Raw genomic sequence first — 22732 nt, 5'->3', positions numbered from 1 at the left:
GGTTGATTCAGCGCTGAGCTGATCGCGCGCTTACTTGCCGCTCGGGGCCGCGCCGCTGCCGGTCTCGCCGTTGCCGCCGGTGCTGCCGCCGGGCGCACCCACCGTCGCGGTGCTCGGGCCGCCCGAGGTTCCGGCCGGCGCCATCGTGGAGCCCGTGCTCGCCGGCGCGCCGGTGCGCTCCATCGACTTCTCGCTGTTGCTCTTCACGCTGCCCGGGTTGTTCATGTTGCCTTCCGCAGACCCGCCGCCGGCGGCGGTCTGGGCGAAGGCCGATCCCGTCAGGGCGAGGGCAAGGGAGCTGGCGATGGCAAAGGTCTTGATGGACATGCTGCGTTGTCTCCAAGTTCTTGGTATGTGGTGAAGTTCTTGGTATGTGGTGGACAAACGCGGCCGTGTCTCATTTGTTCATCCCGGCACGATGATTTTCACCGAGCGCGACAAACATTTAGCGTCATCTCAGTAAGGTGCCGTTTGACCGGCGGACTATTCAGCCTGGGCCGGTTCGCGTGCAATCCAGAGCTGTGACCATGGCCCGATGATCCGGTCTCGACGGGCCGTGGACGCGGCCGCGAGATCGTGCCCCGAGGGGGGCGGCTGGCGCCACCGGTCCGGCACCGGCGACGGGCGCGCGAGGCGGCTTGGACCGCCCCGCTCCTTGGGCTCCGCTCAGGTGTCGCTCTCGGCCCGGTCGGTGTTCTGCTCGGGCTCGTCGACGGTATAGCCTTCGAGCCAATCCGCGCTGTTCTGCGAGCCGGCCGGGTAGGGATTCGCGTCGTCGGGCTGCCCCGCCGCCTTGGCCGCCCGGCCTTCGTCCAGAACCTGCTTCGAAATCGCCGCCATGTGGTTCGCTCCCCTGTTGTCGTCCTGCGTCAGCTAGGGCGCCGAGCACGAGCGGGGACCGGCCGGACGGCAAAAACCCGCCGCGACGGTGCGTCGGGCGGGTTTGGAGGCTTGTTTGCGAGCGAGGCTGCCTGCGGCGATCAGGCGAGCTTGGTGGTGAACCGCCCGGTGGTCTTGCTGCGGATCTCGTCCTCTGTGACCCCGTCGGCGAGTTCGACCAGCGTCATGCCGCCGTCGCCCTTCTTGTCGATCAGGAAGACGCCGAGATCGGTGATGACCATGTCGACCACGTGGGTGCCGGTGAGCGGCAGGTCGCAGGCCTCGAGCAGCTTCGGGCTCTCCGACCCGTCCTTGCCCTTGGCGGTGTGCTCCATCACCACCACGACCTTCTTGACGCCGGCCACGAGGTCCATGGCGCCGCCCATGCCCTTCACCATCTTGCCGGGGATCATCCAGTTGGCGAGGTCGCCGTTCTCGGCCACCTGCATGGCGCCGAGGATGGACAGGTTGATGTGCCCGCCCCGGATCATCCCGAAGGATTCGGCCGAGGAGAAGTAGCTGGTGGTCGGCAGCGCCGTGATGGTCTGCTTGCCGGCATTGATGAGGTCGGCATCCTCCTCGCCCTCGTACGGGAACGGCCCCATCCCGAGCATGCCGTTCTCGGATTGCAGCTGCACGGACATGCCGTCCGGGATGTAGTTCGACACGAGGGTCGGGATGCCGATGCCGAGGTTCACGTAGAAGCCGTCCTGCAGCTCCCTGGCGGCGCGCGCCGCCATCTGTTCGCGGGTCCAGGCCATGATCGTGGTCTCCTTGTCGGCTCTCAGACGGCGGCGGCGGGCACGGCGGGCTCGCCGCGCGTGCGGGTGGTGCGCTGCTCGATGCGCTTCTCGCGCACCGGCACGTGAACCATGCGCTTCACGAAGATGCCGGGGGTGATGATGGTGTCGGGGTCGATCTCGCCGGGCTGCACCAGGTGCTCGACCTGCGCGACCGTGACCTTGGCGGCGGTGGCCATCATCGGATTGAAGTTCCGCGCCGTCTTCCGGTAGATCAGGTTGCCCTCGGTGTCGCCCTTCCAGGCATGCACGATGGCCAGATCCGCGAACAGGCCGCGCTCCATCACGTAGTCCTCTCCGTCGAATTCGCGGACATCCTTGCCCTCGGCGATCAGGGTGCCGACGCCGGTCTTGGTGTAGAAGGCCGGGATGCCGGCGCCGCCGGCGCGGATGCGCTCGGCCAGGGTGCCCTGCGGGTTGAACTCGATCGCCAGTTCGCCGCCGAGGTATTGCCGGGCGAATTCCTTGTTCTCGCCGACATAGGACGAGATCATCTTGGCGACCTGTCGGGTCTCCAGGAGCTTGCCGAGGCCGACGCCGTCGATGCCGGCATTGTTCGACACCACGGTCAGGCCCTTCACGCCGGACTCGCGGATCGCGTCGATCAAGGCGTCGGGAATGCCGCAGAGGCCGAAGCCCCCGCACATGATCATCATGCCGTCCTTCAGCACGCCGGCGAGCGCCGCCGTGGCGTCCGGATAAACCTTCTTCATGGAAGCCCTCCTGGTGGGTTTGTTCTTCGTCGGCGCGACCGTCACGCGAAAGTCGCGTCCTGCCAAGCCCTTGTGACGAGGCCGCCGTTACATTTCACAGGGCGCGGCATGCCGCCCGGCCTTTGAGCGCGTCGAACTCCGGCGGGCAAGCGATGTCCGGCGATGTGCGTGTTCACCCCCTCGGCGACGTGCATGCGTCTTCGGCGTGCATCCTTCTGCGCAGTGGATGAGACTCCCGCAGCCGGCCGGCTCGGGGAGACAAGCCGGCCGTCGAGGACTATCAGGGATGGTCGCCGGTTCATCCGGCGTCGCGGCTGCCCGGGGCCGATGGGCCTTTCCCCGCGACGATCGCGCACCGCGTCGCTCGGGTCAGGCGCCGGATGGAGTGGAATGCCGCTGCGCCGCATCCTATCGATACTGAGCCTCGGGGCGTTCGGAGCCGCCCTGGTGGCGGCCTGCCTGCCCTGGTCGGTCTCGACGCCGCGGCTGAAGGGCATCGTGGCCCGGGACTTCGTGCGCGCCTACGGGCTCGCCCTGACGGCCGAAGGTCCGACCGACGTGACGCTGCTGCCGCTGCCGCGCCTCGGCTTCCGGAACGTGACCCTCGCGTCGGGGGGCCGCGACGGGCCGGTCCTGGCGCAGGGCGGTACGCTGTCGCTGCAGCTCAACCTTCTCGCGCTGCTGACCGGGCGCCTCGACGTGAACACCCTGACGCTCGACGGGGCGGCGGTGCATCTGCCCGCCGGCGACGGGGATTCACGCTGGGCCGAGCCGATCCGCCTGCTTCAGGCCCGCCTCGCGGCCGACGGCGCCGCGCATCCGCGCCGGATCAGCCTGTCGCGCGCCACCGTCACGGGCTTCGATCCGCGCGACGGATCGCCCCAGACCGCCCGCGACCTCGACCTCACGCTGTCCTGGCCGCTCTGGAGCGCACAGGCCGAGCTGTCCGGCAGCTTCCAGTGGAGCGCGATGCCGACCCGGTTCACCCTCTCGGGCCTGCGGGTCGTCGACCTCCTCGACGGCGGCGTGACCCCCTTCGCGCTCTCCGCGACCTGGTCCGCCGGAACCCTGACGGCCGAGGGCAACGGCCTCGCCCGCGCCGACGGCCTGACGCTGACCGGCCTCGGACAGTTCGAGACGCGGTCCCTGCCGGAGACCCTGGCCTGGGCCGGCGGCACCGTTGCGCTCTCGCCCTTCGTCGGGGCGTTCGGTCTGTCGGGAAGCTTCGAGGTGGACGGGCGCCGCCTCCTCCTGCCCAACGTCCGGGTGTCGTTCGGCGACAACCAGCTCGAAGGGGCCGGCTCCATCGTCTTCGGCCCGGATCGGCCGGCGGTGCAGGCGACCCTGGCGGCCGAGACGCTCAATCTCGCCCCGGCCCTGGCCGACGTGCTCCGGACCGCCGGAATCACCTCCGTCCCCGAGGGCGCGCCGGACTGGCGCACGCGTCCCCTCGCCCTCGGCCCCTACACCGGCGGCGACCTCGACCTTCGGATCTCGGCGGGGGCCGCCCGGTTCGGACCGGTCCTGGCGGAGGATCTGGCGGCGAGCGTCCTGGTCCGCGCCGGAAACATCGAGGCGTCCCTCGGCCGCGCCACCCTGGCCGGCGGCACGCTGAAGGGGCGCCTCGTCCTGGCCGCCGTGCCTGGAAACCCGGCCGCGACCGATGCGCGGTTGCAGGGCGCCTTCGATCGGCTCGACCTCGCCGCCGTCCCGGCGGACCTGCGCCCGGAGCCCTGGATTCTCGGCGCCGCGCAGGGTCAGTTCCAGGCCGAGGCCTCCGGCGCCGATCTGCAGGCCTTCCTGGGTCAACTCGACGGCCAAGCGACCTTGGCGATCGACGGGGGCACCCTGGTCGGGTTCGACCTGACCGAGGCGGCCCTGCGCCATCGGGCGCCGGTCCGGCAGGTCGGGCGCACGGCCTTCGACCGCGCCGTCCTCGGCCTGCGCTTCCGCGACGGCGTCGGCGAGATCACCGAAGGCACGATGGAGGGCGTCCTGATGGCCGCCTCCCTGCGCGGGACCGTGTCCCTGCCGGACCGCCGCTGCGACACCCTGGCGGAGATCACCGCGCGCGGCGGCCAACCGGAGGGCGCCAAGCGGGCACCGATGCGCTTCCGCATCGCCGGGCCGTTCGGTGGCCTCGACGTCCAGAGCCTGACCCGGGAGACCGAGCCCGATCTGCGCGGCGGCGCCATGGTGCCGCCGAAAGGCCCGCGCAGCCCCGCCGCCGGATGGGCGCTCCCGGCCGGAGCCCGCGCCTACGCGCCGTGACGGGCCGGGGCGGCGACCCAGCCGCCGGTCAGGCGAGGCCCTTGCGACCGCTGAGCCACGAGGCGGTGAGGACGATGGCGGTGATGAGACCGACGAGCAGCGTCGAGGCCGCGTTGATCTCCGGGTTCACCCCGAGCCGGACCTGGCTGTAGAGCCGCATCGGCAGGGTGGTGGCCCCCGGCCCGGACACGAAGCTCGCGATCACGAGGTCGTCGAGGGACAGGGTGAAGGCGAGCAGGAACCCCGCCGCCAGGGACGGGGCGATCAGCGGCAGCGTGATGGTGGCGAAGACGCGGGCCGGGCTCGCCCCGAGATCGGCCGCCGCCTCCTCGAGCGCGCCGTCGAGCCCGTGCAGCCGCGCGCCGACGATCACGGCCACGAAGCCGAGGCCGAGGGTCGCGTGCGCCACCACCAGGGTCAGGATGCCCCGGTCGAGCCCGAAGCCCACGAACAGCAGCAGCAGGGACAGCCCGGTGATCACCTCCGGCATCACCAGCGGCGCGTAGATCAGGCCGGTGAAGAGGCGCCGGCCGGCGAAGCGCCCGCCCCGGTCCAGGGCCAGGGCCGCCAGGGTTCCGAAAACGGTCGCGAGGCTGGCCGCCGCCAGCGCCACGACGAGCGAGACCAAGGCCGCCTCCCGCAAGGGGATGTCGGCCAACAGCACGCCGTACCAGCGCGTCGAGAACCCGCCCCAGACCGTGACCAGGGCCGAGGCGTTGAACGAGTACGCCACCAGCACCAGGATCGGGCCGTACAGGAAACCGAGCCCGAGAATCAGGGCGATGCGGTCGAGCGCCCTCATCGGCTCGCCTCCGCGCCACCCTGCGCTGTGGCGGCATCGCCATCGCGAAACAGGATCAGCGGGCCAACGACCAGGATGAGGACCAGGATCGCCACCGCGGAGGCGAGCGGCCAGTCGCGGTTGGAGAAGAACTCGCTCCACAGGACGCGTCCGAGTATCAGGGTGTCGGAGCCGCCGAGCAGGTCCGGGATGATGAATTCGCCGACCATCGGTACGAAGCAGAGCAGCGCCCCGGCCACCAGCCCGGGGCGGGCCAGCGGCAGCGTCACGGTCCAGAACACCCGCACCGGCCCGGCGCCGAGATCGGCCGCGGCCTCGGGCAGGCGCGGATCGCTCTTGGCCAACACGGCGTAGAGCGGCAGCACCATGAAGGGCAGGTAGGCATAGGTGAGCCCGATCAGCACCGCCCCTTGCGTGTTGAGGATCTCCAGGGGCCGGCCGATCAGCCCGAGCTTCATCAGGCCCGCGCTCAGCAGCCCCTCGGGCTTCAGGATCGCGATCCAGGCGTAGATGCGGATGAGGAAGCTTGTCCAGAACGGCACGATGAGCAGCGCCACCAGGAGCGGCTGCCGGCGCGCGGGGGCGCGGGCCATGGCGTGGGCGATCGGTGTGCCGACCAGTGCCAGGATCGCGGTGGCGAGGCCCGCCAGGGTCAGGGAGGACAGGGCGGCGTCGCGGTAGAGCGCATCGCTCGCCAGAGTCTCGAAATTGGTGAAGTCGAGGGATTCGAGGAAGCTGCCCCAGCCCTCGATCCCGGCGCTCCAGTCGAGCACCGGCAGGTAGGGCGGCTGGGCGGTGGCCGGGGTCGACAGGCTGGTCTTCAGGGTCAGGATCACCGGAAGCAGCACGAAGGCGGCGAGCCACAGGGCGGGCAGGAGCGGCAGAAGGCGCTTCATGCTCACCCCGCCGCCGGCATCAGCCAGGCCCGCTCCGGCGCGTAGGTCACGGCGACGGTCTGCCCCACGGCGGGGGTGTCCGATCCCGTGGGTGCGCTGACGCGCCAGACCGACCCGTCGGCGAGGCGGACCTGAACCCGAACCCGGTCGCCCAGGTAGGTCGTCTCGACCACCTGTCCGGCCAGTGCTGGATCGTGTCCGGAGGGGGCGCCGGCCAGGGCGATGCGCTCGGGCCGAAGGGCGATCACCCCCTCCCCCTCGGCCAGATCCGAGGCAACACGCGAGGCCCGCAACGGCCCGAGCGCGGTCTCGAGGGTGACGAGCCCGCCGGGCTCCCGCGCCAGCACCCGACCGGGAATCAGGTTCACATCCCCCAGCAGGGCGGCGACGAAGCGGTTCGCCGGGCGCTCGTACAGGCTGGCGCCGTCGCCGATCTGCACGAGGCGGCCGTCCTTCATCACGCCGATCCGGTCGGCCAGGGCCAGGGCCTCGGCCGGATCATGGGTGACCACGAGGAAGCCCGTGCCGAGGCGCTTCTGCAGGGCGCGCAATTCGCCCTGGGTTTCCTCGCGCAGGGCGCGGTCGAGGGCGCCGAGCGGTTCGTCGAGCAGCAGCACCCGTGGCTCCCGCGCCAGCGCCCGGGCCAGCGCCATTCGCTGGCGCTGGCCGCCCGACAGGGTGTCGGGCCGGCGGGCCGCGAAGCCGTCGAGACGCTCGAGGCGCAGCAATTCGGCCACCCGCTCGGCACGGGCCGCGCGCCCCAGACCGTTCAGCCCGTAGGCGATGTTGGCGGCGACGCTGAGGTGCGGAAACAGGGCGTAGGATTGAAACATCATGTTGACCGGCCGCCGGTGCGGCGGATCGGCGGTGATGTCGGTTCCGCCGAGGCGGATCGTGCCCGCGGTCGGGGTCTCGAAGCCGGCGATCAGGCGCAGCAGGGTGCTCTTGCCGCAGCCCGAGGGTCCGAGCAGGCACACGAACTCCCCGGGCTCCAGGGTCAGGTCGAGGTCGGCCAGGGCCGCATGGGCGCCGAAGCGCTTGCCGAGGCCGGTGCAGGTCAGCCGGTCGGCGGGATCGGGCGTCGACGCCATCGCGTGCGCCGGCGCCTCAGCCGTCCTCGCGCAGCGCTTCCGCGACGCGGGCCTCCAGCAGGTCGGGCCGGCGGATCACCAGGGCGCCGCGCGTCCGGTCGATCAGGCCGTCGGCCGCCATCACGGTGAATTCCCGCGTGACCTGCTCGCGGCGGCAGCCGATGCGGGCGGCGAGCACGTGGTGGTAGGGCGGCGGCGTCACCACCCGCTCGCCGTCGCCGCCGGCGCGCGGCACCGACAGGCGCAGCAGCTCGGCATAGAGCCGGTGGCGCAGATCGAGCAGCGCGTGCTCCATCAGGCGGGTGTTCAGTTCGCGCACGCGCTTGGCCAGCAGCCGGAACAACCGGTCGGCGATGGCCTCGGAGGCGAAGATGATCTGCCGGAACACCGGGGCGGGCACGACGCAGACCTCGCCGCGGGTCAGCGCCGTGACGTTGGCCGAGCGGCCGATGCCGTCCAAAGCCGCCAGCTCGCCGAAGAAGGCGCCGCCGCGCATCTCGCCGAGGATCACTTCCTTGCCGGATTGCGAGCGGTTGAGGATGCGGACCTCGCCGGAGGCCAGGAAGTACACGTCGGTGGAGACGTCGTCGTAATCGACCAGCACCTCGTTCTCGTCGAAGCGACGCCAGTGGCAGCGCGTCTCGTAGACCGACAGCTCGATTCCCGGCTCCTTGAAGAACGGGATGGTCGTCAGCCGTCCTGTGGTCACGCGTCCTGCCCCCTCGTTTGTCGGACCTGATCGATACGCCGTGCAATTCCTGGGTCAAGCTGTCCGGCTCGTCCCACCTGCCGATAGGCGTGGATGCCAAACGCGCGCCAGTTCTGCGAAACGCGCGCCAACGGCGCCAACCCTGCCGGAAGCGGGGCGCGATGCGGCGCCCGCTTGCCACTGACGCCCCGACCCCGCAAAAGCGCGCCATGCTCCGCGTCAACGATCTCACCTACCGCATCGGCGAGCGCCTGATCCTCGACGGCGCCACCTTCGTCATTCCGGACCGCGCCCGGGTCGGGCTGGTCGGCCGCAACGGCGCGGGCAAGACCACCCTGTTCCGGGCGATCCTCGGCGAATTGCCCACCGAGGGCGGTACGGTGTCGATGCCCAAGGGCATGCGCATCGGCGCGGTGGCGCAGGAGGCCCCCGCCGGCCCCGAAACCCTGCACAGCGTGGTGCTCGCCGCCGATACCGAGCGCGCCCGCCTGATGGCGGAGGCCGAGCAGGCCGATGGCCTCCGGCGCGCCGAGATCGAAACCCGGCTGGTCGACATCGAGGCGCATTCGGCGCCGGCCCGCGCGGCGGCGATCCTGCACGGCCTCGGCTTCGACGCGGAGGCGCAGGGGCGGCCCTGCGCCGATTTCTCCGGCGGCTGGCGCATGCGCGTGGCGCTGGCCGCCGTGCTGTTCTCCGAGCCGGACCTGCTGCTGCTCGACGAGCCGACCAACTACCTCGACATCGAGGGCACGATCTGGCTCTACGACTACCTGGAGCGCTATCCGCGCACGGCCGTGATCATCTCCCACGACCGCGACCTCCTCGACGAGTGCGTCGACCACATCCTGCACCTCGATCGCGGCAAGCTCAGCATCTACAAGGGCGGCTACACGTCCTTCGCCCGGCAGGTGGCCGAGAAGCGCGTGCTCCAGGCCAAGGCGAAAGCCAAGCAGGATGCCGAGCGGGCCCATCTCCAGAGCTTCGTCGACCGCTTCAAGGCCAAGGCCACTAAGGCCCGGCAGGCCCAGTCGCGGGTCAAGCGGCTCGCCAAGATGGAGATCATCGCCTCGGTGATCGAGGACGACGTGCCGGCCTTCCGCCTGCCGAGCCCGGAGCGGCCGCTGTCGCCGCCCATCGTCGCCATGGAGCGGGTGCAGGCCGGCTACCCGGACCGGATCGTGCTCTCGGGCCTCAACCTGAGCCTGGCCCCCGACGACCGGGTCGCCCTGCTGGGCGCCAACGGCAACGGCAAGTCGACCTTCTGCAAGCTCATCGGCGGGCGGCTTCCGCCCCTGAGCGGCGAGATGCGGCGCTCCTCCAAGATGGAGGTCGCGTACTTCGCCCAGCACCAGCTCGACGAATTGCGCCCGGCCGAGAGCGCCTATGCCCATGTTCGAGACCTGATGCCGGATGTGCCGGAATCGAAGGCCCGCGCGGCAGCCGCCCGCCTCGGCTTCTCGGGCACCAAGTCCGAGACGCCGGTGTCGCAGCTCTCCGGCGGCGAGAAGGCGCGCCTGCTGATGGGCCTTGCGGCCTTCCGCGGCCCGCACCTGCTCATCCTGGACGAGCCGACGAACCACCTCGACATCGAGAGCCGTCAGGCCCTGGTCGAGGCGATCAACGATTACGAGGGCGCCGTCATCCTGGTCAGCCACGACCGCTTCCTGGTGGAGGCCTGCGCCGACCGGCTCTGGCTCGTCTCGAACGGCAGCGTCAAGGCCTTCGACGGCGACATGGACGATTACCGCCGCTTCGTGCTGGCCGGCCCGGAGCGCGAGGCCGAGAAGGGCACGGCCGAGTCGACCGGCAGCGCCAAGGCGGTGGAGCGGCGCTCCAACGCCGACCGCCGCGTCGCCCTCGCGCCCCTGCGCAAGAAGCTCGAGGGCGTCGAGGCGCGGATGAAGAAGCTCACCGACGCGATGGCCAAGATCGACGCGGCCTTGGCCGACGGCACCGCCTTCCAGGCCAACCCGGCCAAAGCCGGCGAAATCGCCAAGATGCGCTCGGACGCCGCCGCCGCCCTGGAGGCGGCCGAGGAGGAGTGGCTGGAACTCAGCGGCGAGATCGAGGGCGCGACGGCCTGAGCGGGAATCGCGCCGCTCCCTGCGGGGTGGGATGTTTCCCATTCGAAAACCCGCTTGCTCCACTGCGTCATCCCGGGGCCGCGCAGCGGAGCCCGGGAGCCGGAAACACAGGGGGCAGGACTTTGCACCGTGGCCGGCTCGGGATTGCAGACCCTTGCCGCGCCCCTTTCGGGGCCGGTCTCGCCTCTGGAGCCCTGGAATGACGGCGCGGTGGCCTTCGCCTTTCCGGGGATGGCGCCGACGCACGCATCTCCGCCCCAGCGGATCTCCGGCCTGCCCAGAATCCGTCGAGCTTGCGGGGAGGCGTTGGAGGCGGGGGTGGTCGGGTGACCCTCGACCTGCTGAGGCCGGCGGAGCCACTCCCACTCCCAACCTCTCCCCACAAGGGAGAGAGGGACGCGTTCTGCTGCCGCAGACACCCGCGCGTTTTCCCCTCCATCCCGCCTCCGGCCTGGCAACATTCCCCACCGCCGGGGCGTTTCCGACCGCGTGCAACCGGAGGGAACCCGACGATGCCCCATCGACCCCGCCGCCGGATCGGGCCTCTGCTGGCGCTGCTGCCGCTCGGTGCTGCCGGCGCCTGGATCGCCTATAGTCGCCTCGGCATCGATCATCGCCGCCGCATGCACCCGGCCCTCCCCGGCCGGCAGGAATGCCTGGCCAGCGCGGCCGGCGGCCTCAGCTTCTCTGCGGCCGGACCCGCCGAGGGCGTGCCGCTGCTGCTGATCCACTCGGTCAATGCGGCGGCCAACGCCTACGAGGTCCGGCCGCTCTACCGCCATTACGCCAAGGAACGTCCGGTCTACGCCCTCGACCTGCCCGGCTTCGGCTTCTCCGAGCGCAGCGACCGGATCTACACGCCGGAGCTGATGACGCAGGCGATCCACGCCATGGCGGCGGAGATCCGGCGGCGCCACCCCGGCACGGCCATCGATGCGGTGGCCTTGTCGCTGTCGGCGGAATTTCTCGCGCGCGCCGCCCTGGAGCGGCCGGACGATTACCGTAGCCTGGGCCTGATCAGCCCGACCGGGTTCGACAAGCGCTATGCGCGCCGCAACCCGTCCGGCAGCGACACGGCCCGCGCGGTGGCGGCCTGTCCCCTCTGGGGCCGGGCCCTGTTCGACCTCCTGGTCAGCCGCCCCAGCATGCGCTTCTTCCTCGAGAAGACCTGGGGCTCGCGCGACATCGACGAGGGCCTGCTCGCCTACGACCAGGTCTCGGCCCACCAGCCGGGCGCCGAATTCGCACCCTTCTCGTTCCTCGCCGGCCACCTCTTCGCCACCGAGACCGGCCAGGTCTATCCCCGGCTCGACCGGCCGGTCTGGATGGTCCACGGCACCCGCGGCGACTTCGTCGATTACCGTCATGCCGACCGCTTCCGGGATGATCCGCGCTGGACCGTCGAGGTGCTGGAGACCGGCGCCTTCCCGCATTTCGAGCGCCTGAACGCGGTCACCGCCCGCTACGACGCCTTCCTGGCCCGGCTCGGGCGCTGAGCCCCTGGTCGCTCGCGTCGCTCCGGGTTAGTCGAGGGGGACGCCCGTTTGAGAACAGCCCGGAGCCCCGATGTCCGACCTCACCCTCGCCGCTGCCCAGACCATCGTCGCCACCGCCCTGGAGACCGCCCGCGCCCACGCGCTCAAGCCCTTGGCGGTGGTGGTCTACGATGCGCGCGGTGCCCTGAAGGCGCTGGGCGCGGAGGATGGCACCTCCCTGCGCCGGGCCGAGGTGGCGATGGGCAAGGCCAACGGCTGCCTCGCCCTCGGCCTCGGCGGCCGCGCGATCCACAAGCGCGCCGAGGAGCAGGCCTACTTCGTCGCCGCGGTCAGCCATCTCGTCGGCCCCGCCGCCCTCGTGCCGGTGCCGGGCGGCGTCCTCATCCGCTCCGGCGACGCGGTGATCGGCGCGGTCGGCATCTCGGGCGACACCTCCGACAATGACGAGCTCTGCGCGGTGGCCGGCATCGAGGCGGCGGGCCTCATCGCGCAGACCGGCGCCTGATCCGCGCATGCGCCCGCATCGGCGCCAATGGCTGGTCGGTGGTGCGGCGCTCCTGGCTGCCGGTGGCATCGGCCGGGCCGCCGCCGCACCGGCCGAGGTGTATCGGCGCGGCAACGATGCGGACCCCGAGACCCTCGACCCGCACAAATCCTCGACCGTCGCCGAGGCGCATATCCTGCGTGACCTCTCCGAGGGCCTGCTGACCTACGACAATCACGGCGCCCTGATCCCGGGCGCCGCGATCCGCTGGTCCGTCTCCGACGACGACCTCACCTACGACTTCGAACTCCGACCGGACGGGCGCTGGTCGAACGGCGATCCGGTTCTGGCTTCCGACTTCGTCTTCGCCCTGCGGCGCATCCTGTCCCCCGCCACGGCGGCGAAATACGCCGAGGTCCTGTTCCCGCTGAAGAACGCCCGGTCGGTGAACCAGGGCGCGCTGGCGCCCGAGGCTCTCGGGGCCGCCGCACCGGAGGCAAGGCGCCTCGTGCTGACCCTGGAGCAGCCGACGCCGTACCTGCTCGAATTGCTGACCCACCAGACCGCCCTGCCGGTGCACCCGCCCTCCCTGGAGCGCCACGGCGACGCCTTCGCGCGTCCCGGCAACAGCGTCACCAACGGCCCCTACCGGCTGCGGGACGTGGTGCCGAACGATCGCATCACCCTGGAGCGCAACCCGCATTTCCACGCGGCGGCCACCGTGGCGATCCCGCAGGTCGCCTTCCTGCCGACCCCGGACCTGTCGAGCGCGGTCCGGCGCTACGCGGCGGGCGAGATCGACTCGCTGGCCGACCTGCCCGGCGACCAGATCGCCTCGCTGAAGGTCCGGTTCGCCGATCAGGTGGTGCTCGGCCCGGCGCTCGGCCTCTACGCGCTGGCGGTGAATACCCGCAAGGCCCCGTTCGACGACGTCCGGGTGCGGCGCGCCCTCTCGCTGGTCATCGACCGCGAGTTCCTGGCCCAGAAACTCTGGGGCGAGACCATGGACCCGGCCTATTCCCTCTGCCCGCCCGGCCTCGACCATTATCGCCAGCCGCCCGAGACCGCCGGGCGCGACGCCCTGCCGATCGACCGCGAGGGCGAGGCGAGGGCGCTCCTGGCCGCCGCCGGCTTCGGTGAGGCCAAGCCCCTGCGCGTCGAGTATCGCTTCAACACCAGCGACAACAACCGCAACACCGCGCTCGCCATCGCCGACATGTGGCGCGGCATCGGTGTGGTCTCCCGCTTCGTCTACACCGACGCCAAGACCCACTTCGCCTACCTGCGCGACGGCGGCGACTTCGACGTGGCGCGCATGTCCTGGATCGCCGACTATTCCGATCCCCAGAACTTTCTGTTCTTGCTGGAGACCGGCAATGACGGCCTCAACCCCGGCCATTACGGCAACCCGGCCTATGATGCTCTGATGCGGCAGGCCGCCGCCGAGCGCGACATCGGCCGGCGGGCCGACCTCCTCTACGCTGCCGAGACCATCGTGGTCACCGAGCTGCCCTGGATCCCGGTGATGCACACCCGCTCCAAGGCGCTGATCGCCCCGCGTCTTGCCGGCTATCACCCGAACCTGCGCAACGCGTCGCCGACGCGCTTCCTGAGGCTGACCGCGTGATCGGTTTCGTGCTGCGCCGTCTGGTTCAGACGGTCCCGACCCTGCTCGCCGTCGTCACCGTGAGCTTCTTCCTGATCCGGCTCGCCCCCGGCGGCCCCTTCGACCTCGAACGCCCCCTGCCCCCGGCCGCCATGGCCAACCTCGCCCGGGTCTACGGCCTCGACCAGCCGCTGATCGTCCAATACGGGCGCTACCTCGCCGCCCTGCTGACCGGCGATTTCGGGCCGTCATTCTCGTTTCGCGACCTCACTGTCGGCGACCTGTTCGCCCGTGGCCTGCCGGTCTCGATGACGTTGGGCGCCCTCGCCCTGGCGCTCGCCCTCGTGCTGGGCATCGGGCTCGGCGCCTTCGCGGCTTTCCGCCGGGGCAGCCCGGTCGACCGCTTGGTCGGCCTGCTGGCCGGTCTCACCCTGGCGGTGCCGACCTTCGTGGTGGCGCCCCTGCTGCAGATCGTCTTCGGCCTGTCTTTACGCTGGCTGCCGGTGGGCAGCTGGGAGAACGGCGCCCCGGCCAACCTCGTCCTGCCGGTGATCACCCTGGCGCTGCCCCAGGTCGGGGCGCTCGCCCGGCTCACCCGCGCGTCGATGGCGGAGGTCCTGGCGGCCCAGCCGATCCGCACCCAGCGCGCCATGGGCCTGCCGCCCCGGCGCATCGCCCGCCACGCCCTGCGCGGCGCCCTGCTGCCGGTGGTGGCGATCCTCGGGCCGACGGCGGCCTCCCTGCTCACCGGGTCGGTGGTGGTGGAGACCATCTTCGGCCTGCCCGGCATCGGCCGCTACTTCGTCGATGGGGCGCTGAACCGCGACTACACCCTGGTGATGGGCACCGTCGTGCTGGTGGCGCTGTTCGTCATCGTTCTCAACCTCGTGGCCGACCTCCTCTCCGGCCTCCTCGACCCGCGCCTCAGGGCCGCCCGGTGAGGCGCGCCCTCGGGCGCCTCGTCCGCGACCCGGGCGCCGTCGCGGCCCTCGCGGTCCTGGTGCTGATCGCCCTCGCGTGCCTCGTCGGCCCGTTGCTCACCGGGCACGATCCGGCGCGGATCTATCCCGACCTCGTGCGCACCCCGCCGTCGCTCTCGCCCCATCCGCGCCCTGAGACGATCGCCCCCGCGGTGGAGCGCCTCGCCTTCCGCATGCGGGTGACGGCCGAGGACATCCGGGTCGCGGACGGGGTCCTGCACGTCACCCTGTCGGCGGCGACCCCGATCAACGAGCGGGCGCTCAGCTACCTGCCCCGCTCGGACCTGTTCGGCCCCGCCATCGTCGTCTCGCGCGCGGCGGAGGGGCGCCGCCTCGTGGTCGAGGCGCCGGTGCGGCGGCTGGTGTTTCCCCTCGGCACCGACATGCTCGGGCGCGACCTCCTCAGTCGCAGCCTCGTCGCCGGCCGCGTCTCGCTCCTGATCGGCCTCGTCGCCACCGGCGTCGCCCTTCTCATCGGCGTCACCTACGGGGCGGTGGCGGGCTATGCCGGCGGCCGGGTCGACGCCGCGATGATGCGGCTCGTCGACGGGCTCTACGCCCTGCCATTCGTGTTCTTCGTCATCCTGCTGCTGGTGTTCTTCCGGGCCGGGCTCGGGCTGATCCTGGTCGCCATCGGCGCGGTGGAATGGCTCGACATGGCCCGCATCACCCGGGCGCAGACCCTGTCGCTGCGCCACCGCGACTTCGTGCGGGCGGCCGAGGCGCTCGGCCTCTCCACCGTGGCGATCCTGCGGCGGCACATCGTGCCGAACACCCTCGGACCCGTCACCGTGGCGGCGACCCTCCTGGTGCCCCGGGTGATCCTGCTGGAGAGCTTCCTGTCCTTTCTCGGCCTCGGCGTGCAGGAGCCGTCCACGAGCTGGGGCGCCCTCATCGCCGAGGGCTCGCGCGCCATCGAATCGGCGCCCTGGATGCTCGCCGCCCCGGCGGGGTTCCTGGTCGCCACGCTGGTGGCGCTCAACGTCCTCGGCGACGGCCTCGCCGATGCCCTCGACCCGCGTCTCAGCGCGGCTCGGTAAGGCCGGGATAGACCACCCGGACCACGCGCCGCGCCTCCGGGATCGCGGAGGCCGGCCGGGTTTTCCCGGCGCGCCCGTCGAGGGTCGCCACGGCCACGTCCCTCGTTCGCAGGCGCCACGGATCGGGATTGCCCGAAGCGGGACCGCGCCCCGCCTCCGACGCCGCGGCGGGCATGACCCCGAGGGCGGTGACGGCGAGGATCAGGCAGAAGGGTCGGCGGAAGAATCGGAAAGGCATCGGGGGCGTCCGGTCGAACATCCCGAATTCAGCCAAAAGTCTTTAAGCGTTCGGGCGAAGCTTGGCGGAACTCCCGGGGCGCGGCGCGGATTGCCAACAACTGTCGTGATACAAGGTTAATGAGGGTTCGATGGCAACCAGAGCCGTGGCGGAACGGGGTGGCGCGCAAGGCGCGGCGCCGGAACGGGTCCCGATGGGCACCGTGATCGACACCGACATCTCCGCCCGGCTCGACCGCCTGCCCTGGGGGCGCTTCCACGTCCTCGTCATCGTGGCGCTCGGCATCACCTGGGTGCTCGACGGCCTCGAAGTGACACTGGCGGGCTCCCTCGTGGGGGCGCTGCGGGCCGAGCCCATGAGCTTCACCGAATTCGACATCGGGCTCGCGGCCAGTTCCTACCTCGTCGGCGCCGTCACTGGCGCGCTGGGCTTCGGCTGGCTCACCGACCGCATCGGCCGCAAGAAACTCTTCTTCATCACCCTGGCGCTGTACCTCGCGGCGACCGCCGCGACGGGGCTGTCGTGGGACATCTACAGCTTCTGCCTGTTCCGCTTCCTGACCGGGGCCGGCATCGGCGGCGAGTACACCGCCATCAACTCGACCATCCAGGAACTGGTCCCGGCCCGCGTGCGCGGCTGGACCGACCTCGTGATCAACGGCTCCTTCTGGATCGGCGCCGCGATGGGCTCTTTCCTGTCCATCGTGGTGCTGCGTCCGGGCATGATCGACCCGGCCTGGGGCTGGCGCATCGCCTTCTTCGTCGGCGGCGGCATCGGCCTGGTGATCCTCCTCCTGCGGACCTGGATTCCGGAAAGCCCGCGCTGGCTCGCCACTCACGGCTACGTCGCCGAGGCCGACCGCGTCGTCACCGGCATCGAGAAGCGCTTCACCGACGAGGGCCACACCCTGCCGCCCATCGACGAGGGCAAGCGCATGAAGCTGAGGACCCGAAGCCACACCCCCCTCAAGGAGGTGTTCGGCACCATGCTGGTCGGCCATCGCAAACAGACCCTGGTGGGTCTGGCCCTGATGGTGGCGCAGGCGTTCTTCTACAACGCTCTGTTCTTTACCTACGCGCTGGTGCTGCAACGGTTCTACGGCGTGCCGGGCGACCATGTCGGCTGGTACCTGCTGCCGTTCGCGCTGGGCTCCTTCCTCGGTCCGCTGCTCCTCGGACGTCTGTTCGACACGATCGGCCGACGCCCGATGATCGCCTTCACCTACGGCATCTCGGCAGTTCTGCTCACGATCACCGGCTACCTGTTCAAGATCGAGGTGTTCGGGCCGGTGGGCCAGACCGCGGCCTGGATGGTGGTGTTCTTCTTCGCTTCGGCAGCGGCGAGTGCGGCCTACCTCACCGTGGCCGAGACCTTCCCGCTGGAGATCCGGGCGCTCGCCATCGCGGTGTTCTACGCGCTCGGCACCGGCATCGGCGGTGTCTCCGGTCCGCTCCTGTTCGGCGCCCTCGTGGAGACCGGCTCGCGCGACAACGTGCTGATCGGCTACCTGATTGGCGCGGCCCTGATGGCGGTGGCGGCCATCGTCGGCGGCCTGTTCGGCACGGCGGCGGAAGGCAAATCCCTGGAGGACGTCTCGAAACCTTTGGCAGCGGCCTGACGCCGGCGCATCCGACGCCGGCAAAGCTTGAAACCGCCGGGGATGGTCTGTGTTGGTCTGAGACTGATGGTGTCACACTCAGCTCGGAGGGACCTCATGCGGATCATCCCCACCACGCTCGCGCTGGTTCTGGCCAGCACGTCTTTCACCCTCGCCCAGGGCAATGCGCCGGCCGAGATCAAGCAGCCCGGGCCGCCACGCCTGACGGCGCCCGGGGTCGCGGGCGGCTCGGTGGTCAAGCCCGGCGGCATCGACAATGGCGGTCCGGGTTCGGTCGGGACCATCGCGCCCGGAGCCACCGGCGCGTCGAGCATCTCGAACAATTCGGCGGCCTCCGGAAATGCCGAGCAGAACCAGAAGCCGATCGCCAACACCGGCGGCGGCGGAGGCGCCGGCGGAAGCTGAGGGTTCAGCGCTCGCGGCGGTTTGCGAAGAAGCTGCGCAGCAGGTCGGCGGCTTCCGTCTCGCGGAAGCCGCCATAGATTTCGGGGCTGTGATGGCAGGTCGGCTGCGCGAAGAAGCGCGGTCCGTGCTCCACCGCGCCGCCCTTGGCGTCGTAGGCCCCGAAATACAGGCGCCGGATACGGGCGAAGGAGATCGCCCCCGCGCACATCGCGCAGGGTTCGAGCGTCACGTAGAGGTCGCATCCGCTGAGGCGCTCGTCACCGAGGGCGAGACAGGCCGCGCGGATCGCCAGGATCTCCGCATGGGCCGTCGGATCGCGCAGGCCCAGCGGCCGATTGTGCGCCACCGCGATCACCGCCCCGTCCTTCACCACCACGGCCCCGACCGGGACCTCGCCCTTCGCCGCCGCCTTTCGCGCGGCATCGAAGGCGAGGCTTAAGGGGTCGTCGGCGTCGAGGTGGGTCGGGGGTACGACGGGGATCGGTTCGGACATCTGGAAAAGCGTAGCGCGTTCGGCAAACCACGGAAACCAACGTTAACCCATGCGAATGTTACGCCTTGGAACATCGCCGTGACGTGGCCGTTGGAAAGCCCGATGCGGCTGGATCGTTGAATGGTTCGGCTGCCAACGATAGACGAGGAGCGCACGATGAGCAGCACCACCGACAAGATCAAGGGTCTCGCCAACGAGGCCGTCGGCAACGTCAAGCAGGGTATCGGCAACGTCACCGACAACGACAAGCTGAAGGCTGAGGGTAAGGCCCAGGAGCTGAAGGGCGAAGCCCAGAAGACGGTCGGCGATGCCAAGGACGGCGTGAAGAACGCTGCCGACACCGTGAAGAGCAAGCTCTAAGCACCTCCAGACCGCGCGCCCCCTCACGCGGGCGGCGCCGTCAGGCGGTACAGGAAAGGCGGCGCGAGCCGCCTTTTCGCGTGTGGGGCCCGGTCTTAGCGCGAACCCGCGGCTCAAGCACGCGGGATCACTCGCAACAACGCGTCCGCTCTGTTATGGGGCAGGCATGACCGACAAGACTGATAAGACGATGGGCGGGTCCGAGGACGCGCCTGCCAAGATTTCCCGTTCGAAGGCCAAGGCCTCGACGAAGGCAGCACCCGAGACCGGCGCGACTCCGCCCGTTGCTGCGCCACCCGCGGCCTCCGCGAGCCAGCCCGTGAAGACGAAGTCTTCGAGCGCCAAGGCGTCTGACGCCAAAGGGGCCGGCGGCAAGGCGTCTGATGGCAAGGTTTTCGATGCCAAGGCTGGTTCCTCGAAGGCTGGTTCCTCGAAGGCTGGCCCCTCGATGACCGACGCATCCGAAGCGAAAGCCTCCAAGACCAAGGCTGCAGCCGGCAAGTCTGCCAAGGCCAGCAACGCAACAGCCGATACCTCGACGCCTGAGATCGTCGCCCCTGTACCGGCGAAGGCCAAATCCGACACGGCAGTGTCCGGCAAAGCAGTGTCCGAGAAGGCCAAGTCCGAAGTGGTCAAGTCCGACAAAGCCAAGTCCGACAAAGCCAAGTCGGCGAAGTCGGAGGCGGCGAAGGATGAACCCGGCGCGAACGAGTCCGCGACGACCAAGCCCCGGAAGCTGAAGGCGGCGCCGTCGAGCGAGGGGGCGACGCCCGAATCCGAGGCCCCCGCCTCCGAGGCGGCCAAACCGGAATCCCCCAAATCCAAAGCCGCCAAATCCAAGGCGCCGAAGGCTGCGCCGTCTCAGCCCGAAACGCAGACGGCTGAGCCGGTGGCGAGCGTGCCCGAGACTGCCAAATCCGAAACAGCCAAGCCCGAGACAGCTAAGCCCGAAACAGCCAAGCCCGAAACAGCCAAGCGCGCCAAGGCGAAGGCCGCTGACGCGGTGACCCCGCCGCAAGCCCCGGAACCGAAATCCACCGAGAAGGCCGAGGCCTGGGCGCCGGCGACCGATGCGGGCATTCCCGGGCTTTCGGCCGAGGAAAAGCCCAAGGTTCGGCACGCCGCCATGCCGCGCGGCGGCGACGCGCCCCTGCGCCGCAAGACCCCGCTGGTGAAGGCGCCGATCGCGAAGCCCGAGGCAGCCTCCGCCGATGGACCGTCCCGCGACGCCGGGACGCCCGAGGGCGACCGCATCGCCAAGGCCATTGCCCGCGCGGGCATCGCTTCGCGTCGCGATGCCGAGGCGATGATCGAGCAGGGCCGCGTCACCCTCAACGGCCGGGTGCTGACCTCGCCGGCGATGAACGTCACGCCCGACGACCGGATCACCGTCGATGGCGAGCCGCTGCCGGCCCGCGAGCGCACCCGCCTGTGGATCTACCACAAGCCCCGCGGTCTCGTGACCACGGCGCGCGATCCCGAGGGCCGCCAGACCGTCTTCGACAACCTGCCCGAGGACTTGCCCCGCGTAGTGGCGATCGGACGCCTCGACATCAACACCGAGGGGCTTCTGCTCCTGACCAACGATGGCGGTCTCGCCAAGGTCGTCGCCCACCCGGATACCGGCTGGCTGCGCCGCTACCGCGTGCGCGCCCACGGCGACACCACCCAGGCCGAGCTGGACAAGCTGCGCCGGGGCGTGACCATCGACGGCATGGATTACGGGCCGGTGGAGGCGACCCTCGACCGGTCGTCCGGCGACAACCTGTGGATCACCCTCGGCCTGCGCGAGGGCAAGAATCGCGAGGTCAAGCGCATCCTCGAGCATCTCGGACTGGCGGTGAACCGGCTGATCCGGCTCTCGTTCGGGCCGTTCCAGCTCGGCGACCTCGAAGCCGGCCTGGCGGAAGAAATTCGCACCAAGGTGCTGAAGGAACAGCTCGGTCCTGCCCTGTCGGAGCAGGCCGGCGTCGATTTCGAGAGCCCGGTGCGGGAGCCGATCGCGCCCTTCGGCTCGCCGAAGCAGCAGGCCAAGCAGCCCGCCCGCAGCGCCTCGGCCGCCCAGCGCCGCGACTCCTATGGCAGCGACGACGGGGCGCCGCGCGGCGCCCGCGGCGGCGATCGCCCGATGGCGCCGGCCAAGCCCGCCCGGGTGCCCACCGGCGGCAACAGCGCCGGTCCGCGCCGCTCGGTCTGGCGGGCCGAGGACGAGGCCCGTGCCGAGGACGCACCGCGCCGGGTGAAGATCCCGCGTCGGGGTGCCGATCCGAAGGCCGAGCGCGAAGCCGCAGCCGTCCGCGGCCGCGAGCGTGTCGGCGCCATCAGCACCGGCGAGCGCCGCGTCCTCGTGGAGCGGCTGAAGTCGAGCCCGCAGGAATCCGCTGCCGAGCCGCACCGCCGCGACAGCGCCGGACGACGCCGGGGTGACGAGGCCGCGCCCCGCGAGGGCCGCTTCCCCCGTGCCGAGGCGCAGGCCCGCCCGTTCCGGCAGACCGAAGACCGTTCGGACCGTTCCGCCGGCGACCGTCCCGCCCGCAGTTTCGGCGGTGAGGGCCGGCCGCCGCGCCGGGAGGACGACCGCCCGCGGGGGAATTTCCGGCCTCAGGACGGCGCCGAGCGTCGCGGCCCGCCACGCGGCGGAGAGGACCGCCCGCGTGGCCCCTTCCGCACCCATCCGAACCGCTCCGAAGGCGACGACGCCCGCGGCGCCCGCCCGGCCTCCCGTGGCGCGCCGGCCCGCGACGACCGTCGGGACGATAAGCCGAGTGGTTTCCGGGGCGACAAGCCCAGCGGTTTTCGAGGCGACAAGCCCAGCGGCTTCCAGGGTGACAAGCCCCGCGGCTTCCAGAGCGACAAGCCGAGTGGGTTTCGGGGTAACGATCGCTCCGGCGCCGACCGCAGCGATCGCGGCGGCTTCAAGGGCGGTTCCGCGCGCCAGGATGGCGAGCGCAGCGGCTTCCAGGGAGCCGGCAAGCCGGGCGGTGGCTTCAAGGCCGGTGGCAAGCCCGGCGGGTTCGGCAAGCCCGGCGGGTTCGGCAAGCCCGGCGGTGGCAAGCCGGGTGGCTTCAGCCGGGGCGGCGCAGGCGGCAGCAAGCCGGGCGGGAGCAGGCCCGGCGGCGGTGGTCGTCCGCCCCGCGGTGGGAGCCGGTGAGGATCGTCGGCGGCGACCATCGCGGGCGCCGCCTCGCCACGCCGAAGACCGACGCGATTCGTCCGACCTCGGATCGTCTGCGCGAGGCGATCTTCAACGTCCTCGCCCACGCGTATGACGATGCCGTCGCCGGAGCCCGGGTCCTCGACCTGTTCGCCGGCACCGGCGCGCTGAGTTTCGAGGCCCTGTCGCGCGGCGCCGCCTACGCGCTCCTGGTCGACGAGGGTGCCGAGGCCCGGGCTCTGATTCGCGAGAACATCGAGGCCTTCGGGGCGGAGGGGTCGACCCGCCTGTTCCGGCGGGACGCCACCCGGCTCGGCCCGGTCGGCACCAGCGGCACCTTCACCCTCGTGTTCTGCGATCCCCCCTACCAGCGCGATCTCGCCCCGTCGGCCCTGGCCAGCGCAGCGGCCGGCGGCTGGCTCGCGCCCGGCGCCCTCGCGGTGGTCGAGGAGGCGGCCAGCGTGCATGTCGCCCTGCCACCCGGCTTCACCGAGTTGGAGCGCCGGGTCTACGGCGACACGGCCGTTGCCTACGCGCGCTATGCCGGCTGAGACGCGACTGCGATGTTTCGCGTTCTGCGTCGTATACCAGCGCGACCTCGACGTGACCCTCG

The 22732-nt window shown here is 71.1% G+C and carries 22 protein-coding genes; 12 read left to right on the top strand and 10 right to left on the bottom strand.

The annotated features are described in order from the left end of the window. Positions 1-30 precede the first annotated feature (30 nt). The 4 genes from ACV7NL_RS12555 to ACV7NL_RS12540 form a co-directional block, all read right to left on the bottom strand. A complete protein-coding gene (locus tag ACV7NL_RS12555) occupies positions 31-327 on the bottom strand; it encodes a hypothetical protein (RefSeq protein WP_056180319.1) in 297 nt (98 codons plus the stop codon). A 339-nt stretch (positions 328-666) separates the two neighbouring features. Beyond that, a complete protein-coding gene (locus tag ACV7NL_RS12550; protein ID WP_200940895.1) occupies positions 667-840 on the bottom strand; it encodes a hypothetical protein in 174 nt (57 codons plus the stop codon). Between the two features lie 140 nt (positions 841-980). Beyond that, entirely contained in the window at positions 981-1640 is a 660-nt protein-coding gene (locus ACV7NL_RS12545) for a 3-oxoacid CoA-transferase subunit B (protein WP_056180321.1), read from the bottom strand. Positions 1641-1663: 23 nt separating this feature from the next. After that, positions 1664-2392, bottom strand: coding sequence for a CoA transferase subunit A (locus ACV7NL_RS12540; protein ID WP_056180324.1), 729 nt, complete (start codon positions 2390-2392; stop codon positions 1664-1666). Between the two features lie 390 nt (positions 2393-2782). On the opposite strand from ACV7NL_RS12540, the gene ACV7NL_RS12535 reads away from it, so the two are divergent. Beyond that, positions 2783-4663: an AsmA family protein gene (locus ACV7NL_RS12535; RefSeq protein WP_247634673.1), complete on the top strand. Its 1881-nt coding sequence runs from the start codon at positions 2783-2785 to the stop codon at positions 4661-4663. A gap of 28 nt (positions 4664-4691) precedes the next feature. On the opposite strand, the gene ACV7NL_RS12530 is transcribed toward ACV7NL_RS12535, so the two are convergent. The 4 genes from ACV7NL_RS12530 to ACV7NL_RS12515 are packed head-to-tail and all read right to left on the bottom strand — an operon-like array spanning position 4692 to position 8161. Then, positions 4692-5465 carry an ABC transporter permease gene (locus ACV7NL_RS12530; protein WP_247634672.1) on the bottom strand — a complete coding sequence of 258 codons (774 nt, stop codon included), beginning with the start codon at positions 5463-5465 and terminating at the stop codon, positions 4692-4694. After that, positions 5462-6361 carry an ABC transporter permease gene (locus ACV7NL_RS12525; RefSeq protein ID WP_463355849.1) on the bottom strand — a complete coding sequence of 300 codons (900 nt, stop codon included), beginning with the start codon at positions 6359-6361 and terminating at the stop codon, positions 5462-5464. The genes ACV7NL_RS12530 and ACV7NL_RS12525 overlap by 4 nt, the downstream gene beginning before the upstream one ends. Positions 6362-6363: 2 nt before the next feature. Continuing rightward, the gene (locus ACV7NL_RS12520; protein WP_463355848.1) at positions 6364-7452 is read right to left on the bottom strand and encodes an ABC transporter ATP-binding protein; all 1089 of its coding nucleotides are present in this window, start codon (positions 7450-7452) and stop codon (positions 6364-6366) included. 16 nt (positions 7453-7468) lie between these two features. Continuing rightward, positions 7469-8161: a Crp/Fnr family transcriptional regulator gene (locus tag ACV7NL_RS12515; RefSeq protein ID WP_056180343.1), complete on the bottom strand. Its 693-nt coding sequence runs from the start codon at positions 8159-8161 to the stop codon at positions 7469-7471. 209 nt (positions 8162-8370) lie between these two features. Between ACV7NL_RS12515 and ACV7NL_RS12510 the strand changes: the two genes are divergently transcribed. The 6 genes from ACV7NL_RS12510 (at position 8371) to ACV7NL_RS12485 (ending at position 15851) form a co-directional block, all read left to right on the top strand. After that, positions 8371-10245: an ABC-F family ATP-binding cassette domain-containing protein gene (locus ACV7NL_RS12510; RefSeq protein WP_056180346.1), complete on the top strand. Its 1875-nt coding sequence runs from the start codon at positions 8371-8373 to the stop codon at positions 10243-10245. 512 nt (positions 10246-10757) lie between these two features. Further along, complete coding sequence (locus ACV7NL_RS12505; RefSeq protein WP_463355847.1) at positions 10758-11741, top strand: alpha/beta fold hydrolase; 984 nt, start codon at positions 10758-10760, stop codon at positions 11739-11741. A gap of 70 nt (positions 11742-11811) precedes the next feature. Further along, positions 11812-12246 (top strand): GlcG/HbpS family heme-binding protein, encoded by a 435-nt coding sequence (locus tag ACV7NL_RS12500; protein ID WP_463355846.1) that lies wholly within the window; start codon positions 11812-11814, stop codon positions 12244-12246. Positions 12247-12253: 7 nt separating this feature from the next. After that, positions 12254-13852 carry a peptide ABC transporter substrate-binding protein gene (locus ACV7NL_RS12495; RefSeq protein ID WP_463355845.1) on the top strand — a complete coding sequence of 533 codons (1599 nt, stop codon included), beginning with the start codon at positions 12254-12256 and terminating at the stop codon, positions 13850-13852. After that, on the top strand, positions 13849-14772 hold the full coding sequence (locus ACV7NL_RS12490) for an ABC transporter permease (RefSeq protein WP_463355844.1): 924 nt from the start codon (positions 13849-13851) through the stop codon (positions 14770-14772). The genes ACV7NL_RS12495 and ACV7NL_RS12490 overlap by 4 nt, the downstream gene beginning before the upstream one ends. Further along, a complete protein-coding gene (locus tag ACV7NL_RS12485) occupies positions 14769-15851 on the top strand; it encodes an ABC transporter permease (RefSeq protein WP_463355843.1) in 1083 nt (360 codons plus the stop codon). Before ACV7NL_RS12490 ends, ACV7NL_RS12485 begins: the two co-directional genes overlap by 4 nt. Here the strand turns inward: ACV7NL_RS12485 and ACV7NL_RS12480 are convergent. Further along, complete coding sequence (locus tag ACV7NL_RS12480) at positions 15835-16089, bottom strand: hypothetical protein (protein WP_463355842.1); 255 nt, start codon at positions 16087-16089, stop codon at positions 15835-15837. The two genes, ACV7NL_RS12485 and ACV7NL_RS12480, sit on opposite strands and share 17 nt — an antisense overlap. Positions 16090-16219: 130 nt before the next feature. Between ACV7NL_RS12480 and ACV7NL_RS12475 the strand changes: the two genes are divergently transcribed. Then, on the top strand, positions 16220-17707 hold the full coding sequence (locus ACV7NL_RS12475) for an MFS transporter (RefSeq protein WP_056479863.1): 1488 nt from the start codon (positions 16220-16222) through the stop codon (positions 17705-17707). A 96-nt stretch (positions 17708-17803) separates the two neighbouring features. Then, the gene (locus ACV7NL_RS12470; protein WP_463355841.1) at positions 17804-18112 is read left to right on the top strand and encodes a hypothetical protein; all 309 of its coding nucleotides are present in this window, start codon (positions 17804-17806) and stop codon (positions 18110-18112) included. A gap of 4 nt (positions 18113-18116) precedes the next feature. Here ACV7NL_RS12470 and ACV7NL_RS12465 read toward each other — a convergent pair whose 3' ends face one another. Then, positions 18117-18605, bottom strand: a complete 489-nt coding sequence (locus ACV7NL_RS12465) for a nucleoside deaminase (protein ID WP_463355840.1) — start codon at positions 18603-18605, stop codon at positions 18117-18119. 156 nt (positions 18606-18761) lie between these two features. Between ACV7NL_RS12465 and ACV7NL_RS12460 the strand changes: the two genes are divergently transcribed. The 3 genes from ACV7NL_RS12460 to rsmD all read left to right on the top strand — a co-directional run bounded on the left by ACV7NL_RS12460 (position 18762) and on the right by rsmD (position 22670). Continuing rightward, positions 18762-18965, top strand: a complete 204-nt coding sequence (locus ACV7NL_RS12460; RefSeq protein WP_056180530.1) for a CsbD family protein — start codon at positions 18762-18764, stop codon at positions 18963-18965. 1126 nt (positions 18966-20091) lie between these two features. Beyond that, entirely contained in the window at positions 20092-22116 is a 2025-nt protein-coding gene (locus ACV7NL_RS12455) for a pseudouridine synthase (protein ID WP_463357116.1), read from the top strand. Next, positions 22113-22670 (top strand): 16S rRNA (guanine(966)-N(2))-methyltransferase RsmD, encoded by a 558-nt coding sequence (gene rsmD, locus ACV7NL_RS12450; protein WP_463355839.1) that lies wholly within the window; start codon positions 22113-22115, stop codon positions 22668-22670. Before ACV7NL_RS12455 ends, rsmD begins: the two co-directional genes overlap by 4 nt. The last annotated feature ends 62 nt before the right edge of the window (positions 22671-22732 follow it).

The organism is Methylobacterium sp. Ger2507 (assembly GCF_055231875.1).
This window is presented reverse-complemented; position numbering and strand designations above follow the sequence as displayed.

Coding starts and splice junctions, on each gene's coding strand:
- ACV7NL_RS12555 (WP_056180319.1), bottom strand. CDS start 327: ATGTCCATCAAGACCTTTGCCATCGCCAGCTCCCTTGCCCTCGCCCTG.
- ACV7NL_RS12550 (WP_200940895.1), bottom strand. CDS start 840: ATGGCGGCGATTTCGAAGCAGGTTCTGGACGAAGGCCGGGCGGCCAAG.
- ACV7NL_RS12545 (WP_056180321.1), bottom strand. CDS start 1,640: ATGGCCTGGACCCGCGAACAGATGGCGGCGCGCGCCGCCAGGGAGCTG.
- ACV7NL_RS12540 (WP_056180324.1), bottom strand. CDS start 2,392: ATGAAGAAGGTTTATCCGGACGCCACGGCGGCGCTCGCCGGCGTGCTG.
- ACV7NL_RS12535 (WP_247634673.1), top strand. CDS start 2,783: ATGCCGCTGCGCCGCATCCTATCGATACTGAGCCTCGGGGCGTTCGGA.
- ACV7NL_RS12530 (WP_247634672.1), bottom strand. CDS start 5,465: ATGAGGGCGCTCGACCGCATCGCCCTGATTCTCGGGCTCGGTTTCCTG.
- ACV7NL_RS12525 (WP_463355849.1), bottom strand. CDS start 6,361: ATGAAGCGCCTTCTGCCGCTCCTGCCCGCCCTGTGGCTCGCCGCCTTC.
- ACV7NL_RS12520 (WP_463355848.1), bottom strand. CDS start 7,452: ATGGCGTCGACGCCCGATCCCGCCGACCGGCTGACCTGCACCGGCCTC.
- ACV7NL_RS12510 (WP_056180346.1), top strand. CDS start 8,371: ATGCTCCGCGTCAACGATCTCACCTACCGCATCGGCGAGCGCCTGATC.
- ACV7NL_RS12505 (WP_463355847.1), top strand. CDS start 10,758: ATGCCCCATCGACCCCGCCGCCGGATCGGGCCTCTGCTGGCGCTGCTG.
- ACV7NL_RS12500 (WP_463355846.1), top strand. CDS start 11,812: ATGTCCGACCTCACCCTCGCCGCTGCCCAGACCATCGTCGCCACCGCC.
- ACV7NL_RS12495 (WP_463355845.1), top strand. CDS start 12,254: ATGCGCCCGCATCGGCGCCAATGGCTGGTCGGTGGTGCGGCGCTCCTG.
- ACV7NL_RS12480 (WP_463355842.1), bottom strand. CDS start 16,089: ATGCCTTTCCGATTCTTCCGCCGACCCTTCTGCCTGATCCTCGCCGTC.
- ACV7NL_RS12475 (WP_056479863.1), top strand. CDS start 16,220: ATGGCAACCAGAGCCGTGGCGGAACGGGGTGGCGCGCAAGGCGCGGCG.
- ACV7NL_RS12470 (WP_463355841.1), top strand. CDS start 17,804: ATGCGGATCATCCCCACCACGCTCGCGCTGGTTCTGGCCAGCACGTCT.
- ACV7NL_RS12465 (WP_463355840.1), bottom strand. CDS start 18,605: ATGTCCGAACCGATCCCCGTCGTACCCCCGACCCACCTCGACGCCGAC.
- ACV7NL_RS12460 (WP_056180530.1), top strand. CDS start 18,762: ATGAGCAGCACCACCGACAAGATCAAGGGTCTCGCCAACGAGGCCGTC.
- ACV7NL_RS12455 (WP_463357116.1), top strand. CDS start 20,092: ATGCCGCGCGGCGGCGACGCGCCCCTGCGCCGCAAGACCCCGCTGGTG.